A 15,227-nucleotide genomic window follows, 5' to 3' on the forward strand; every position below is an offset into this window, starting at 1 on the left:
CTTTTATCAATTAATAGGTAAGATATTATCTGCTAACACGACCCGAACCGTCACCTTTCATCAGGTTTTCAACTTCAGCTACTGTTACCAGGTTGAAGTCACCGTAAATAGTATGCTTCAAGCATGAAGCAGCAACAGCAAACTCAAGCGCTTTCTGATCATCGGTAGGATAGCTGATCAAACCGTAGATAAGACCTCCCATGAATGAGTCACCACCACCTACGCGGTCAACGATGTGTGTGATATCATATCTTTTTGAAACTTTCAAAGAACCGTCAGAGTAAAGAACGCCACCCCAAGTGTTGTGGTTTGCATTGATTGCACCACGAAGAGTTACAATCATCTTCTTGCAACGTGGGAACTTCTTCATCATCTGAGTACATACAGATTCAAATTCGGCAGAATTCACTTCACCACCGGTAGCAGTTACATCAAATCCTTCTGGTTTAATACCGAATACCTTTTCGCAATCTTCTTCGTTACCCAAAATAACATCACAACCTTCTACCAAAGCAGGCATCACTTCGTCGGCAGTTTTACCGTATTTCCAAAGATTCTTGCGGTAGTTCAGGTCGCATGAAACGGTTACTCCCATTTCATTGGCAACTTTGATAGCTTCCAAACAAGCATCGGCAGCACCTTGAGACAAAGCAGGTGTAATGCCGGTCCAGTGGAACCACTGAGCATCTTTGAACACTTCTTTCCAGTTAACCATTCCCGGTTCAATAGTAGAAATAGAAGAATGAGCACGGTCGTAAACTACTTTAGAAGCACGGGCAACCGCACCTGTTTCTAAAAAGTAAATACCAACACGTTCGCCACCAAAGATTATTTCTTTTGTGCCCACATTGTGTGCACGTAAATCCATAATACAAGATTGAGCAATATCGTTCTTAGGAAGACGGGTTACAAATTCAGTGTCAAGACCATAGTTTGCCAATGAAACTGCCACATTCGCTTCTCCACCGCCAAAAGTAGCAGTAAATTCTTTAGCTTGTGAAAATCTTAGGTAACCCGGAGTTGCCAAACGAAGCATAATTTCCCCAAAAGTAACAACTTTCTTTCCCATAATTCTGTTTAATTCAAATAAGTTATTAATATTGTTAAGTTTCAAATTATAATCATTGATAGCAAAAGGCTCTTAAACAAAAGGTTTTAGACCCTTTTTCCGAGACATTTAAACCTCTTGTTTGTGTCTCGTGTGCGGGCACAAAGATACGATAATTTTCGTAATTACAAAAATTGTTATATATTTGTGTCGAAAATATTAAGATTATTATTGTGTGCGGGCACACAACCCCATAATACAAAGCAAAAATGAATAAGTTACCGGATAGAATCAGAATTAAAGATATAGCCAGACTAGCAGATGTATCTGTAGGAACTGTAGACCGTGTGATTCATGGACGAAGCGGTGTTTCTGAAGCCAGTCGCAAAAGAGTGGAAGAAATACTGGAGCAACTCAACTATCAGCCCAACATGTATGCCAGTGCTCTGGCATCGAATAAACGGTATTCTTTTGCGTGTTTGTTGCCGCAACATCTGGAAGGCGAATATTGGACGGCCGTTGAAACCGGAATCAAAGAAGCATTGGCCAACTATTCTGACTTCAACACCTCGGCACAAATATCTTATTATGATCCTTACGACTATCATTCATTTGTTGATGCAGGCAAAGCCATTGTTGACTCCAAACCAGATGGGGTTCTTCTGGCGCCTACGGCACCGCAATACACCAAGGTGCTTACCGATGCCCTCAACACATGTAGTATACCTTATATATATATAGACTCAAACATAAATGAACTTCGCCCGTTGGCATTCTTCGGTCAAAACTCCCACCAGAGCGGTTATTTCGCGGCGCGGATGTTGATGATGCTCACCCAAAACGAAAAGGAGATTGTCATTTTCAGAAAGATAAACGAAGGCATTGTGGGTTCAAACCAGCAAGAGAACAGAGAGATCGGCTTCCGACAATACATGAAAGAGCATTATCCCGACTGCCGCATACTGGAATTAAACCTCCATGCCAAAAGACCCAGTGAAGACAACATCATGCTGGATGATTTCTTCCGGCAACATCCCGATGTACGTTTCGGAATTACATTCAATTCAAAAGCATACATTATCGGAGAATATTTAAACCAAAGACAACAAATACCGTTTAACCTGATAGGATACGATTTGCTAGAACGCAATATCACTTGCCTGAAAGAAGGAAGTGTTACGTTTTTAATAGCTCAGCAACCCGAATTACAGGGACTCAACGGTATCAAAACATTGTGTGACTATCTTATCTTGAAGAAAGAAGTTACTTGCATTAATTACATGCCAATAGATCTTCTGACGGCAGAAAACATTGATTTCTACCTGAAGATACCCAGATAATAAATTTAAAATAGAAACTGATGAAAACAAAGTATTTACAAATTAATCCGGCCGACAACGTAGCTGTGGCAATAGAGAATCTGTCTGCAGGAGAAAATATTGTAGTCAACGGAATACAAGTTACGCTAAAGGAAGATATCCCGGTCGGACATAAATTTGCTCTGAACGATTTAGCAGAAGGCGAAAACATTATAAAATACGGATACCCGATCGGACATGCCACTACTGCCAAGAAGCAAGGTGAGTGGATGAATGAAACCAATATCAAAACAAATCTGGCAGGATTGCTTGATTACTCTTACAACCCTCAGCAAGTATCGTTGGATATTCCTCAGAAAGACCTTACGTTCAAAGGCTATCGCCGCAAGAGTGGCGAAGTAGGTATTCGTAACGAAATATGGATCATTCCAACTGTGGGATGTGTTAACGGAATTATAGCCCAACTAGCCGACAGTCTGCGTAAAGAAACCGAAGGCAAAGGCGTTGATGCCATTGTGGCCTACCCTCACAACTACGGTTGCTCACAGTTAGGTGACGATCATGAAAACACACGTAAGATTTTGCGTGACATGGTGCTCCACCCCAATGCCGGTGCCGTATTGGTAGTTGGTTTGGGATGCGAAAACAACCAACCCGATGCTTTCAGAGAATTCCTGGGAGATTATGATCAAGACAGGGTTTCATTCCTCGTTACACAGAAAGTTGGCGACGAATATGAAGAAGGCATGAAAATACTTCGCGACCTGTATGCAAAAGCATCCAAAGATGTTCGTGTAGATGTTCCTTTGTCTGAACTTCGCGTAGGCTTGAAGTGCGGCGGATCCGACGGATTCTCAGGAATCACTGCAAACCCATTGTTGGGTATGTTCTCTGATTTCCTTATCGCACAAGGCGGAACCAGCGTATTAACGGAAGTTCCCGAAATGTTTGGCGCAGAAACCATCTTAATGAATCGTTGCGAGAACAAAGATTTGTTCAACCAAACCGTTCACCTGATCAATGACTTCAAAGAATATTTCCTTTCACACGGCGAACCTGTTGGCGAGAACCCTTCACCGGGAAACAAGGCCGGAGGTATCTCTACACTGGAAGAGAAAGCGCTGGGCTGCACACAGAAATGCGGAAAGAGCTACGTTTCGGGAGTTCTGCCTTATGGAGAACGTTTGAAAGTGAAAGGCCTCAGCCTATTGTCTGCACCGGGCAATGACTTGGTAGCCTCAACGGCGTTGGCATCGGCCGGTTGTCACATGGTACTTTTCACCACCGGACGCGGTACTCCCTTCGGAACGTATGTTCCTACGATGAAGATCTCTACTAACTCGGGCTTGGCAGAAAGAAAACCGGGATGGATAGACTTCAATGCGGGAGTTATTGTTGAAAACGAACCCATGGAAAAAACATGCGAACGATTTATTGATTACATCATTCGGGTGGCCAGCGGTGAATTAGTTAACAATGAAAAGAAAGGATTCCGTGAAATTTCAATTTTCAAAACCGGAGTTACTTTATAAGAAGATGGTAGTTGTCGGATGCCGGACTGCGACAGCTACTCTATAAAACCGGCATTTATATATTGGGGAACACTGATTATAGCGTTACAAAGCTGCTTGTTATTTGTTTCAATTGAGAAACATCATGCAAAAGAACTGTAACTGTTAGAGTCAGTGTTCCTTCTATGTATTATCTTTGCCTCGCAAAATCAAATTATAACATACTGCTTCATGGATAACAACAACAGCAAACCAAAAATATCGGGCATGCTGGCTTTAAGTCCGCTACTGGTATTCATGTGCCTTTACCTGGTCACCTCCGTTTGGGTGAACGACTTCTATAAAGTACCCATTACCGTTGCCTTTTTGTTTTCGTCTTGTTATGCCATTGCCATAACACGCGGACTAAACCTGGAGCATAGAATACAACAATTCTCCGCCGGAGCTTCCAACAAGAACATCCTGTTAATGATATGGATATTTGTTTTAGCCGGAGCATTCGCACAAAGCGCCAAAGCCATGGGCGCCATTGATGCAACCGTGAACCTCACTTTGCAGATACTGCCCGACAACCTGCTGATTGCCGGTATATTCATCGCCTCGTGTTTCATCTCTTTGTCCATCGGTACCAGCGTTGGCACCATTGTAGCCTTAACTCCCGTGGCTATCGGTCTGGCACAAAAAACCGGAATTGACCTGCCCTACATGGTAGGAGTAGTGGTGGGAGGTTCCTTCTTTGGCGATAACTTATCGTTTATATCAGACACCACCATAGCCTCCACCAAAACACAAGAGTGTGTGATGAGAGATAAATTTCGTGTCAACTCCATGATTGTGGTTCCCGCTGCCATTGTGGTCCTGGGCATTTATATTTTTCAAGGATTATCCATCACGGCACCCGTCGCGCTCACATCCATTGAGTGGATCAAGGTAGTGCCCTACCTCATTGTTTTGGGAACGGCCATCACCGGGATGAACGTCATGTTAGTGCTGCTGCTGGGCATCATCTCTACCGGTGCGGTGGGCTTGTACACCGGCAGTTTTGACTTCTTTGGCTGGTTTGCTTCCATGGGAAACGGCATCATCGGCATGGGCGAACTGATCATTGTCACCTTGCTGGCGGGCGGCATGCTCGAAACAATCAGGTATAACGGAGGCATCGACTACATCATTAACGCGTTAACCAAACGCGTGAAGAATAAGCGCGGAGCCGAACTAAGCATTGCGGCACTGGTAAGCATAGCCAACTTATGCACGGCCAACAACACCATTGCCATCATTACCACAGGACCTATTGCACGCAACATTGCCATCAAGTTTCACCTCGACCGCAGGAAAGTTGCCAGCATATTAGATACCTTCTCGTGTTTCATTCAGGGAATCATACCCTACGGAGCGCAAATGCTTATTGCCGCCGGACTGGCAAACATCTCCCCTATTCACATTATCGGCAATCTGTATTACCCGTTTATGATGGGATTATTTGCTTTGACCGCCATTCTGATCAGATACCCTCGGCAGTATTCCTGACCGAAAGCTGAAAAAGATCCAAAAACTTTGTCAATCAGAATAAAAGAAGTATCTTTGCGCCGCTATTACGAGTTAATAGCATTATTCAAATCATTAATTTAAAACATTTTTAAATGGCAACTAAAATCAGATTGCAAAGACACGGACGTAAAAGTTACGCGTTTTATTCAATTGTAATTGCAGACAGCAGAGCACCACGTGATGGTAAATTTACAGAGAAGATTGGTACTTACAACCCGAACACCAATCCTGCTACAGTAGATTTGAATTTCGAACGTGCCCTTTCTTGGGTTATGAATGGAGCACAACCTACAGACACTGTACGTACTATCCTTTCTCGTGAAGGTGTGTACTTCAAAAAACACCTTTTAGGCGGTGTTGCTAAAGGCGCATTCGGCGAAGCAGAAGCTGATACTAAATTTGAAGCTTGGAAAAACAACAAGCAAACAGGTTTGGCTACATTGAAAGCTAAGCAAGATGAAGCAGCTAAAGCTGATGCTAAGGCTCGTCTGGAAGCAGAAAAGAAAGTGAATGAAGCGAAAGCTAAAGCTCTTGCAGAAAAGAAAGCTGCTGAACTTGCTGCTAACGCTCCTGCAGAAGAAGCACCTGCTGCTGAAGAAGTTCCTGCTGCTGAAGAAGCTGCTGAAGCTCCTGCAACAGAAACTGCTGCAGAATAATCCGAATTTCGGCATTCCCGATAATCTTTAGGATTAAAAAGTATAAAGTCTCTCGTACAGTTTGTGCGGGAGACTTTTTTTTATGGTATATGTAACATGACCATAAGAAGATGTTACCTGATCGTTCCTGTTTTTAGCAAATACTAATTAGCTTTGCTCCTATAATAAACCATTTTATTAACAAACGAAATCAAGGAACTATGTTAAGACACTTAGTATTAAGTTTATTCCTTCTCAACACGGCCGCCACTTGCCAAGTGGTTATGGCCCAAAACACGCAAGCTCATAACCCGGTGATTTATGCCGATGTGCCCGACATGTCGATAATACGGGTGGGCAGCAAGTATTATATGAGTAGCACCACCATGCACATGAGTCCCGGAGTACCCATCATGGAATCGACCGATCTGGTCAATTGGAAAATGATCAGCTATGCTTATCAGACCTTAGACACCATCAATTCATTAAGTCTGAAGAACGGGGAAAGTACCTACGGAAGAGGCTCCTGGGCCAGCTGTTTGCGCTACCACAAGGGAATGTATTACGTCAGCACCTTTGCCCAACCAACCGGCAGAACTCATATCTATAAAACAAAAGATATAGCCAAAGGCCCTTGGGTGGAACATACCTTCGCACCCAGTTTCCATGATCACACTCTTTTCTTTGACGACGATGGCAAGACCTACCTCATATACGGTGCCGGAAAGCTGAAGTTGGTGGAGTTGGAAGACGATCTTTCCGGAGTGAAAAAGGGAACTGAAGAAAAGGTAATCATTGAGAACGCCGCTTTACCCGCCGGAAACAGCATCGGGTTACCCGCCGAGGGTTCTCAGCTCTTTAAAATAAAAGGGAAGTATTACCTCTTTAATATTACATGGCCCAGAAACAGCATGCGTACCGTTGTTGTTCACCGCGCCGACAAAATCACAGGCCCGTACGAAGGTAAGATGGTGCTTCAGGACAAAGGGGTGGCACAAGGCGGACTCATTGACACACCCGACGGGAGATGGTTTGCTTACCTGTTCCAAGACTGTGGTTCTGTAGGGCGTATTCCTTTCCTGGTTCCCGTGAAATGGGAAGACGGCTGGCCTGTGCTGGGCGAAAATGGCAAGGTTCCCGAATTCCTCAATCTGCCTGCCAATAAAAGCCTGATACCGGGCATTGTTAACTCCGACGAGTTCAACAGGAAAAAAAGAGAACCAGCTTTGCCGCTGGTATGGCAGTGGAATCACAACCCCGACAATAATTTATGGTCGGTTACTGAGAGAAACGGTTACCTCCGCTTAAAGACAGGACGCATTGATCAATCATACCTGACCGCACGCAACACACTGACGCAACGTACCGTTGGCCCCGAGTGCAGCGGATCAACTTGTATGGATGCCAGCAACATGAAGGACGGCGATTGCGCGGGCTTGAGTTTGCTGCAGAAAGATTTCGGATGGGTTGGCATCAGAAAAGAAGGAAATGTGAAGCACTTGGTGATGGTCAACATGAACTTTGCCGATGCGCCTGAGGTAGAGAACATTCCTTTGACGCAAGACAAGGTGTACCTCAAAATAGATTGTGATTTCAAAAACAGAACCGATAAGGCGTATTTCTATTATAGCTTAGACGGCAAGCAGTGGACTTCCATTGGCAAACCTCTTAAAATGTCGTACACCATCCCCCACTTCATGGGATATCGTTACGGACTATTCAATTACGCGACCAAGGAAGTAGGCGGTTTCGTTGACTTCGATTATTTCCACATCACCGATAAACCGTCTAAATAGCAAAGAAATAGTTTGACTTTCACACTCGTTTCGCTGAATCTTGTCAAGAGCAGGTTTATATATTATTAACGAATGGAGAGGAAGAGCGAATCATCGGCAGGAGTTTGAGAAAAGATAACCAACTTTTTGAAAAACATAACCGCCGATTTCAAAAAGATAACGAGCAATTTAAAAAGATAAACCTTCTTTTGGTCCGGGAGAAACCGTCTCCCCGCCAAGAGACGGTTTCTCCCGGACCATTTGCTACCGTGCAAATCGGCGTGAGCAACCGTCTGGCGGGAAAGTTGAACGGCAGCCAACGAAAAAAGGCAGGAGTTTGAACTCCTGCCTTTTTGCCTATATTAAATTGAATGTACTATAGGATTATGCTGACAAAGATAATACATTATATTGCCAAAGTCAAGCATTTACCTTTTTATTTTGCTCTTTTTTCAATCACGGTTGAGTGGATGTAAGTACCAGGCGGGCGGTCTTCAACCCTTTGGCCGTAGCTTGAAAAACAATCTCCCCCGGTGTTTCGGCCGACTGTACCAAAGCAGTCAGTTGTCCGCCAAACGCATGCATTTGCGGTAGATGAAACACATCCAGACAAGTAGGGTCGCCGTTGGCCGAAGCCCGGTAACTGCCGTTGCCTTTTACGGAGAAACGTATCATCCGGTTGTCGTGCGGACAAAGATTACCGTCTTTATCTACCACGCGCACGGTAACGTAAGCCAAGTCTTTGCCATCGGCAGTCAGTTCCTTTCTATCCACCACCAACTCCATGTGATGAGGCTTTCCTGCTGTACGCACCACTTTCTCGTCGGCCACCTTGCCTGTCGCATCATAAGCCACGACCTTGACTTCTCCCGGCTCATACACCACGTTCATCCACATCAACCTGTAACGGTGTTGCAGTGACTCCTTGCTCTTCGTTTGCTTGCCGTAGCTTTTACCGTTCACGAAAAGTTCGGCTGTAGGGCAGTTCGTATAAACAAATACCGGAGTAGTTTGACCCTCGCGGCCTTCCCAGTTCCAATGTGGCAACACGTGCAAAGTCGACTCCTTCTTATTCCAGATGCTTTTGTACAAGTAAAACCTGTCTTTCGGAATGCTAGCCAAGTCAATGATGCCGAACATGGAACTGTGATTAGGCCAGGCATCGGTATCGTAAGGAGAAGGCTCTCCCAAGTAATCAAAACCGGTCCACACGAACTGTCCCATCGTCCAGTCATGATCTTCGGCCATGGCCAAATCATCGTCGGGCAAGTTAGACCAAGAGCAGTACTCCATGTCGTATGATGAAGACTGATGGTCGTCATACAGCGCGTCGGCTTTCTTCTCAACGGGAAACTTATACACGCCCCGTGAGCTGACTGTAGAGGAAGTCTCCGAGCCCAGCACCACTCCCTGAGGCAGTTTGCCGTAAGCCTCTTCGTAACGATGCACCCGGTAGTTGAACCCCGGAACATCCAGCAAAGCAGCAAAGCCATTGCCCAGCACACAAGTCACCTGATCCATGCCGCAAGTTACCGGACGCGTAGGATCTTCGCGGTGACAGATCTCTTGCAGGAACGATGCCACCCGATAGCCATCGGCGCTGCACTGCGTTGGCACCTCGTTGCCGATGCTCCACATTACTACACTGGCGTTGTTGCGGTAGTTACGAAGCATGTTGACCATATCTTTTTCTGCCCATTCATTAAAGAAACGGTGGTAACCGTTGTCACATTTGGCCCTGTCCCACTCGTCGAACGGTTCAATCATCATCATGAAACCCATCTCGTCACACAACGCAACCAACTCGGGAGCCGGCATGTTGTGAGCCGTACGAATGGCATCGCAGCCCATCTCTTTAAGTAGCGTGAGCTGGCGTTTCAAAGCGGCCACATTCACTGCTGCACCAAGCGGCCCTAAGTCGTGGTGATTACAAACGCCCTGGAACTTACGCAGCTTGCCATTGAGGAAGAAGCCTTTGTTGGCTATCACCTGCACGGAACGAATGCCGAAGCGGGTGGTGTATTCGTCAACCAACTGATCCTTCACATAAATCTTTGATACCGCCTTGTATAAAACAGGAGTCTCGGGCGACCATAAAGAAGGGTTGTTCACCGTAAAGTTCTGCACAAAGGCTTGTCCTTTCATCAGCTTGCGCATCTCGTTTTTCTGGGCAACCACCTCGTTGGCAGCATTCACTATTTCGGTTTGTACGCGTACATTTTCATTTGCCAGATTGTCGACCGTCGTTTCCAGGCGGACAGCCGCATATTCATCGGACACATGCGGGGTGGTAATATAAGTGCCCCACACCGGAACGTGAATCTCGTCCGTCACAATAAGGTGAACGTTCCTGTAAAGTCCGGCTCCGGGATACCAGCGCGACGACTGCGGTTTGTTTTCCAAGCGCACAGCCAGCACATTGTTTTTGCCGTCGGCATTGAGGAAGTCGGTTACATCGCAATGAAACGAGTTGTATCCCAACGGCCAGAAAGCCGCTTCCTTGCCATTGACATACACACGGGCTTCACTCATTGCCCCGTCGAACAGAAGCGTTACGCGGCGTTTGCCTTTCTCAAAGTCATCTACGGAGAATGATTTCCGGTACCAGCCGATGCCAACATAAGGCAAGCCTCCCGTGCGACCGGTCTTTACCGACGCCTTTGTTTCAAGGTTTTGTGTGATGGCCACTTCCTGTAAATCATGAGAGCGGTCAAACGGACCATATATAGCCCAATCGTGCGGTATAACAACTCGTTGCCACGATGCGTCATCATAGCTTTGTGCCTGCGCGCCGGGCACATCACCTTTGGTAAACTTCCAGCCTTTGTCGAGTAGAAACTCATTTCTGGCCGCATGCGGCTGAGCCTGCGAAGCCAGCCAGCAGCAAGCCGACAAAGCCAATAAAGTAAAAGATTTCAAGTTCATCATTGATAAGAATGTTTTTATGGTTTTCTAAACGTGCGGAATGTTTTTCGACGATTCCTTCTTCGCTGCATTTTATTTCGTTTATATTTCAACCATCTTTTATAGATAGTCCACCCACTCATAAAAGCAACCACGGCAAATATAAGAATTGTTATGCCCACGCCCAAATTATCTCCTTTAATACGCGACCATATCTCGAGTACATTCTGTGTTTTGTCGCCAAAGTCACGAATCATGGCACAGCGCTCTACCACCTTTTTATCCGGATATTGAATGCGGTCAATCTGCACACTGTCGGCTTCCGGACCAAAGAAGTAAGTCAAATCCGAGTAATAATCCAGTGTTGTGTCTGTTTGCGCCTCTAAGATTTCAGGGGTGGCAACGGCGCTCACGTAACCGGTTGCATCCATGTTTCGCAAGGCAATGTCGGGTCTGCACAAGAAGTTTATAAAATAGCTGGCCGCTTTGGGATTGCCGGCATACTTGGGAATTACCCAGCCGTCATACCAAATGTTACTGCCTTCAACGGGAACCTGATAATCGAGCTCCACACCCACCGAAGAAGCTTCTTCAATGGCCCAGACAGCGTCTCCGCTCCACGTTAAGTTAAGCCACGCTTTGTTTTTGGTCATCATCTCCTTGCCAAAGTCCGACTCCCACCCGGCAATCAAAGGCTTCATGGCTTTCAGATATTGTTCCACCACAGCCATTGCCTGCGGAGAATAATCATTCATCAAGTCTTCAACGGTAATGGTTCCGTTACGCAACTCATTGGCATGGGCATAAATGGCTGCCGTGCCATAGGCATCGCGGTAACTTTCCTTCATCAGAATCTTGCCTTTGTACTTTACATTCCACAAGCACGACCACGAAGAAGCATCGACATCGGACACAAACTTTTTATTGTACAAGATACCCGTGGTGCCCCACATGTAGCAAACCGCATAACGGCTTGCTTGTTGGCCCGGCTGACTCAACTTATCTATTTGAGAGCGTATGTAAGGTGCAATGTTATGCAGGTTATTGGCCGCTCCACCCAGCGTTGTGTCAATGGGCAGAAGCAGTTTTTTCTTGAGCATGCGTTCAATGATATACTCCGACGGGCACACCACATCAAAGTCTTCGTGCCCCTTTTCTATTTTGGTAAGCATGACCTCATTGATATCGAATGTTTGATACACAATGCGTATATCCTCACCCGTTTGCTCCTTGTAGTAAGTCTGAAACTCTTTGAGTACCTCTTCGTCAATATAGTCGGCCCAATTGTATATCTTCAAAACATTCTCGCGCGGCTCGCCTGAGTTATAGCAGGCCGTAAGAGACAGATACAGAAAGAATGTCAATAAGTAAATGGTATATCTTTTCATCAACGTTGTGTTATATTGCCTATAATAGAATGAACTACAGCTGTTTTACTAATTATTTTTCGCTTTCCCCGTGCGGTGGTTTATGACAATAAGCAGCGTTAAAACCACGATAAATATGATGGTTGACAACGGGCGCAGCTCGGGTGTGAGTCCGCCTTTCCTTGCATCGGCATAAATATAGGTAGAAAGCGTTTCCAAACCCTGATTACCAATGGTAAATACCGTTACGGCAAAGTCGTCAATCGAGAGAGTGACCGACAGCATAAAGCCGCTAATCATGCCCGGACGAATTTCCGGAATGATGACCTTGCGCAAGGCTTGCATGGGAGTAGCTCCTAAGTCGAGTGCCGCCTCATAAATATTGGGATTCATCTGTTTCAGTCTGGGCAAAACACTTAGCACCACATAAGGAGTACAAAAGGTTATGTGAGCCAGCAGCACCGTAAGGTAGCCTTGCGAAATGCCTAACGAAATAAATAATAAGAACAGAGAGATACCGGTAATAATGTCGCCGTTCAGGATGGGAATGCTGTTCACAAAGCCGATTGCTTTCTTTGAACGCGCCTTGAGGTTGTAAATTCCAATGGCAGTGACACTGCCCAGCAGCGTAGCAACACAAGAGGCCAGCAGCGCTATGGTAATGGTATTGATCAGCGCATTCATTAATGAATGGTGCGTGCCCGAAGAGAACAAAGACGTGTACAATTTGGTGGAGAAGCCTGTCCAGTTGCCCAACACTTTGGCTTCTGTAAACGAATAAATAAAGATGATCACGATGGGCAAATACAACACAAACAGTATCACCCACAGGTAGGCCTGCGCCAAAATTCTTTTTACCATAGTCCACCTCCTTCGTTTGAATTGTCTTTATCGTCTGTGTTAAAGACAGATGTTGCAGCAATAAGCAGCAGCATAATAAGTGAAAGCGCCGCTCCGTAATTCCACATGCTGTTATTGATATTTTCCTGAATGGTGGTACCAAAGAGTTTGATGTTATTCATCGTGAGCAGTTCGGCAATGGCGAAAGTCGATATGGTAGGCATAAACACCATCATTACCCCACTCATCACACCCGGCATGGAAAGCGGTATAATGGCTTTGACAAACACTTGAACGGGCGTGGCTCCCAAGTCTTGCGCCGCCTCAATGTAACTTCTGTCCATCTTCTGCAACGTATTATAGATGGGGTAAATCATAAAAGGCAGGAAGTTATACACCATGCCGAATATCAAGGCGCCTTCGCCCAACGGCACAGCAAAAAAGTCGAACAAAGCGACCGTGGCAAGTGTACGCACCAATATATTAACCCACATGGGTAATATAAAAAGTACCACCAGTGTGCGCGATGAGTTTAGCTTACTGTTGCTCAATATCCATGCCGCCGGATAACCAATGAGGATGCAGATGGCCGTGGTGATAATGGCAATGCCAATGGAATAAACAAACGTATTAATGGCCTCTTGGTGCATAAAGAACTTGGAGAAATTACTCAATGTAATCGTTCCGTTATCGTCTGTAAATGCGTACACCACAATGAGTAGCAAAGGGATGACCACAAATACGGCGGAGAAAAGGACGTAAGGGAGGGTCCAACTCTTGCGCGATGCAAAAAACAATGAAATTCTTTTAATCACTTCTTGGTTTCTTTAATGGGTTAGCACTTCACAACACGAATGGCCTCGGCCGGAATGGTAATTCCTACCCGGTCACCGTCATCCCACACATCATTGGTATCCACATACACCAGTTCGTCCCAATCGGATAAAACGGTGAGGTGGTAATGGTTTCCTTTATACAGAATGAATCGTACTTCGCCGGTAAGCGCTCCGTCTTCTTCGTTGTCTTGCAGAATAATCTGATTAAAGTCGACCTCAACACTTACTTTCTCACCCGGCTGGGCACAGCTAACCGGCATACAGGCAAAGGTGCAACCCAAAAACTCTACGTGCTCGGCATCGAGCAGTTTGCCTTCAAACGTATTGCAAACACGTTCTTTATGCATAATGTGAATATCCATGGGCTTAACCAGCAAACCCACCGTATCGCCTACCTCAAAATGATGGTAATCTTGCACCAGGAATTCATAGTCGCCACAGAGCACTGTCATTTCGTAATGCACACCTTTGAAGATGGTTGATTGCACCACTCCCGTCAGTTGAGCGGCATCCGATTGCTGAAAGATGTAGATATCTTCGGGCCTGATGACCACGTCGACAGGAGTCTGCTCGCCGAACCCTCTGTCCACGCATTCAAAATCGGTATCACAAAAACGCACCAGGTTATCTTTGATCATGGTACCGTTCAGGATGTTGCTCTCGCCTATAAAGTCGGCAACGAAGGAGTTGGCCGGTTCATTATAAATATCAATGGGTGTGCCTATCTGTTGTATTCTCCCATCGCTCATCACCACAATCGTATCGCTCAATGTGAGCGCCTCTTCCTGATCATGGGTGACATAAACGAAGGTGATGCCCAGGCGTTTATGCATCTCTTTCAACTCCATCTGCATGTCTTTGCGCATCTTCAAGTCGAGTGCTGCCAAGGGTTCGTCGAGCAACAAAACTTCCGGCTCGTTGACAATGGCACGGGCGATGGCAACTCGCTGCTGCTGTCCGCCCGACAAGGAGTCTACGTCTCTGAATTCATAATCGGTCATCCCCACCATCTTCAAAGAGGCTCTCACCTTTCTTTCAATCACAGCTTTGGAAAGCTTCTTGAGTTTGAGTCCGAAAGCAATATTGTCATATACATTCAGGTGAGGAAAGAGAGCGTATTTCTGGAAAACGGTGTTTACAGGGCGTTTGTGCGGAGGTGTTTGCGTAATTTCTTTGCCGGCAATGCGTATTTCGCCCTCAGAAACCGTCTGAAAGCCGGCCAGCAAACGTAGCAAGGTTGTTTTACCACATCCCGAAGGACCGAGAATAGTCACAAACTCACCCTTGCGAACGGATAAATTGATACATTCGAGAGCTGTTTTTTCTCCAAAAAATTTTGAGACGTTACGAATCTCTATGATAAAATCTTCTTCTTGCATATTCATACTTTATTAGGCGCACAAAGGTACATATTTCTAGTATTAGATGAATATATTATCAT

Annotated in this window: 12 protein-coding genes; 6 read left to right on the forward strand and 6 right to left on the reverse strand. The window is 45.6% G+C overall.

Annotated elements, in window-relative coordinates:
- Positions 1–25 precede the first annotated feature (25 nt).
- Entirely contained in the window at positions 26–1,069 is a 1,044-nt protein-coding gene (locus tag C511_RS0111320; protein ID WP_024997273.1) for a sugar kinase, read from the reverse strand.
- Between the two features lie 248 nt (positions 1,070–1,317).
- On the opposite strand from C511_RS0111320, the gene C511_RS0111325 reads away from it, so the two are divergent.
- The 6 genes from C511_RS0111325 to C511_RS0111350 all read left to right on the forward strand — a co-directional run bounded on the left by C511_RS0111325 (position 1,318) and on the right by C511_RS0111350 (position 8,180).
- Entirely contained in the window at positions 1,318–2,388 is a 1,071-nt protein-coding gene (locus C511_RS0111325; RefSeq protein ID WP_024997272.1) for a LacI family DNA-binding transcriptional regulator, read from the forward strand.
- Positions 2,389–2,408: 20 nt separating this feature from the next.
- On the forward strand, positions 2,409–3,899 hold the full coding sequence (locus C511_RS0111330) for a UxaA family hydrolase (RefSeq protein ID WP_027318156.1): 1,491 nt from the start codon (positions 2,409–2,411) through the stop codon (positions 3,897–3,899).
- 210 nt (positions 3,900–4,109) lie between these two features.
- Complete coding sequence (locus tag C511_RS0111335; protein WP_024997271.1) at positions 4,110–5,408, forward strand: Na+/H+ antiporter NhaC family protein; 1,299 nt, start codon at positions 4,110–4,112, stop codon at positions 5,406–5,408.
- A 113-nt stretch (positions 5,409–5,521) separates the two neighbouring features.
- Positions 5,522–6,085, forward strand: a complete 564-nt coding sequence (locus tag C511_RS0111340; RefSeq protein WP_024997270.1) for a 30S ribosomal protein S16 — start codon at positions 5,522–5,524, stop codon at positions 6,083–6,085.
- Between the two features lie 200 nt (positions 6,086–6,285).
- Complete coding sequence (locus C511_RS0111345; protein WP_024997269.1) at positions 6,286–7,860, forward strand: glycoside hydrolase family 43 protein; 1,575 nt, start codon at positions 6,286–6,288, stop codon at positions 7,858–7,860.
- 104 nt (positions 7,861–7,964) lie between these two features.
- Complete coding sequence (locus tag C511_RS0111350; RefSeq protein WP_024997268.1) at positions 7,965–8,180, forward strand: hypothetical protein; 216 nt, start codon at positions 7,965–7,967, stop codon at positions 8,178–8,180.
- Between the two features lie 115 nt (positions 8,181–8,295).
- Here the strand turns inward: C511_RS0111350 and C511_RS0111355 are convergent, their stop codons facing one another.
- The 5 genes from C511_RS0111355 to potA are packed head-to-tail and all read right to left on the reverse strand — an operon-like array spanning position 8,296 to position 15,171.
- Positions 8,296–10,764, reverse strand: coding sequence for a DUF4982 domain-containing protein (locus C511_RS0111355; RefSeq protein ID WP_024997267.1), 2,469 nt, complete (start codon positions 10,762–10,764; stop codon positions 8,296–8,298).
- Positions 10,765–10,781: 17 nt separating this feature from the next.
- Complete coding sequence (locus tag C511_RS0111360) at positions 10,782–12,131, reverse strand: ABC transporter substrate-binding protein (RefSeq protein ID WP_027318158.1); 1,350 nt, start codon at positions 12,129–12,131, stop codon at positions 10,782–10,784.
- Between the two features lie 48 nt (positions 12,132–12,179).
- Positions 12,180–12,971, reverse strand: coding sequence for an ABC transporter permease (locus C511_RS0111365; protein ID WP_024997266.1), 792 nt, complete (start codon positions 12,969–12,971; stop codon positions 12,180–12,182).
- Entirely contained in the window at positions 12,965–13,762 is a 798-nt protein-coding gene (locus C511_RS0111370) for an ABC transporter permease (protein WP_024997265.1), read from the reverse strand. The genes C511_RS0111365 and C511_RS0111370 overlap by 7 nt, the downstream gene beginning before the upstream one ends.
- A 23-nt stretch (positions 13,763–13,785) precedes the next feature.
- Positions 13,786–15,171 (reverse strand): polyamine ABC transporter ATP-binding protein, encoded by a 1,386-nt coding sequence (potA, locus tag C511_RS0111375; RefSeq protein WP_024997264.1) that lies wholly within the window; start codon positions 15,169–15,171, stop codon positions 13,786–13,788.
- Positions 15,172–15,227 lie beyond the last annotated feature (56 nt).

It is taken from the genome of Bacteroides graminisolvens DSM 19988 = JCM 15093, from assembly GCF_000428125.1.
GTDB lineage: Bacteria > Bacteroidota > Bacteroidia > Bacteroidales > Bacteroidaceae > Bacteroides > Bacteroides graminisolvens.

Bases quoted from the DNA above. Each gene is read 5' to 3' on its own strand.
- C511_RS0111335 (WP_024997271.1), top strand. From the start codon at position 4,110: ATGGATAACAACAACAGCAAACCAAAAATATCGGGCATGCTGGCTTTA.
- C511_RS0111340 (WP_024997270.1), top strand. From the start codon at position 5,522: ATGGCAACTAAAATCAGATTGCAAAGACACGGACGTAAAAGTTACGCG.
- C511_RS0111365 (WP_024997266.1), bottom strand. From the start codon at position 12,971: ATGGTAAAAAGAATTTTGGCGCAGGCCTACCTGTGGGTGATACTGTTT.
- C511_RS0111325 (WP_024997272.1), top strand. From the start codon at position 1,318: ATGAATAAGTTACCGGATAGAATCAGAATTAAAGATATAGCCAGACTA.
- C511_RS0111345 (WP_024997269.1), top strand. From the start codon at position 6,286: ATGTTAAGACACTTAGTATTAAGTTTATTCCTTCTCAACACGGCCGCC.
- C511_RS0111320 (WP_024997273.1), bottom strand. From the start codon at position 1,069: ATGGGAAAGAAAGTTGTTACTTTTGGGGAAATTATGCTTCGTTTGGCA.
- potA (WP_024997264.1), bottom strand. From the start codon at position 15,171: ATGAATATGCAAGAAGAAGATTTTATCATAGAGATTCGTAACGTCTCA.
- C511_RS0111360 (WP_027318158.1), bottom strand. From the start codon at position 12,131: ATGAAAAGATATACCATTTACTTATTGACATTCTTTCTGTATCTGTCT.
- C511_RS0111330 (WP_027318156.1), top strand. From the start codon at position 2,409: ATGAAAACAAAGTATTTACAAATTAATCCGGCCGACAACGTAGCTGTG.
- C511_RS0111355 (WP_024997267.1), bottom strand. From the start codon at position 10,764: ATGAACTTGAAATCTTTTACTTTATTGGCTTTGTCGGCTTGCTGCTGG.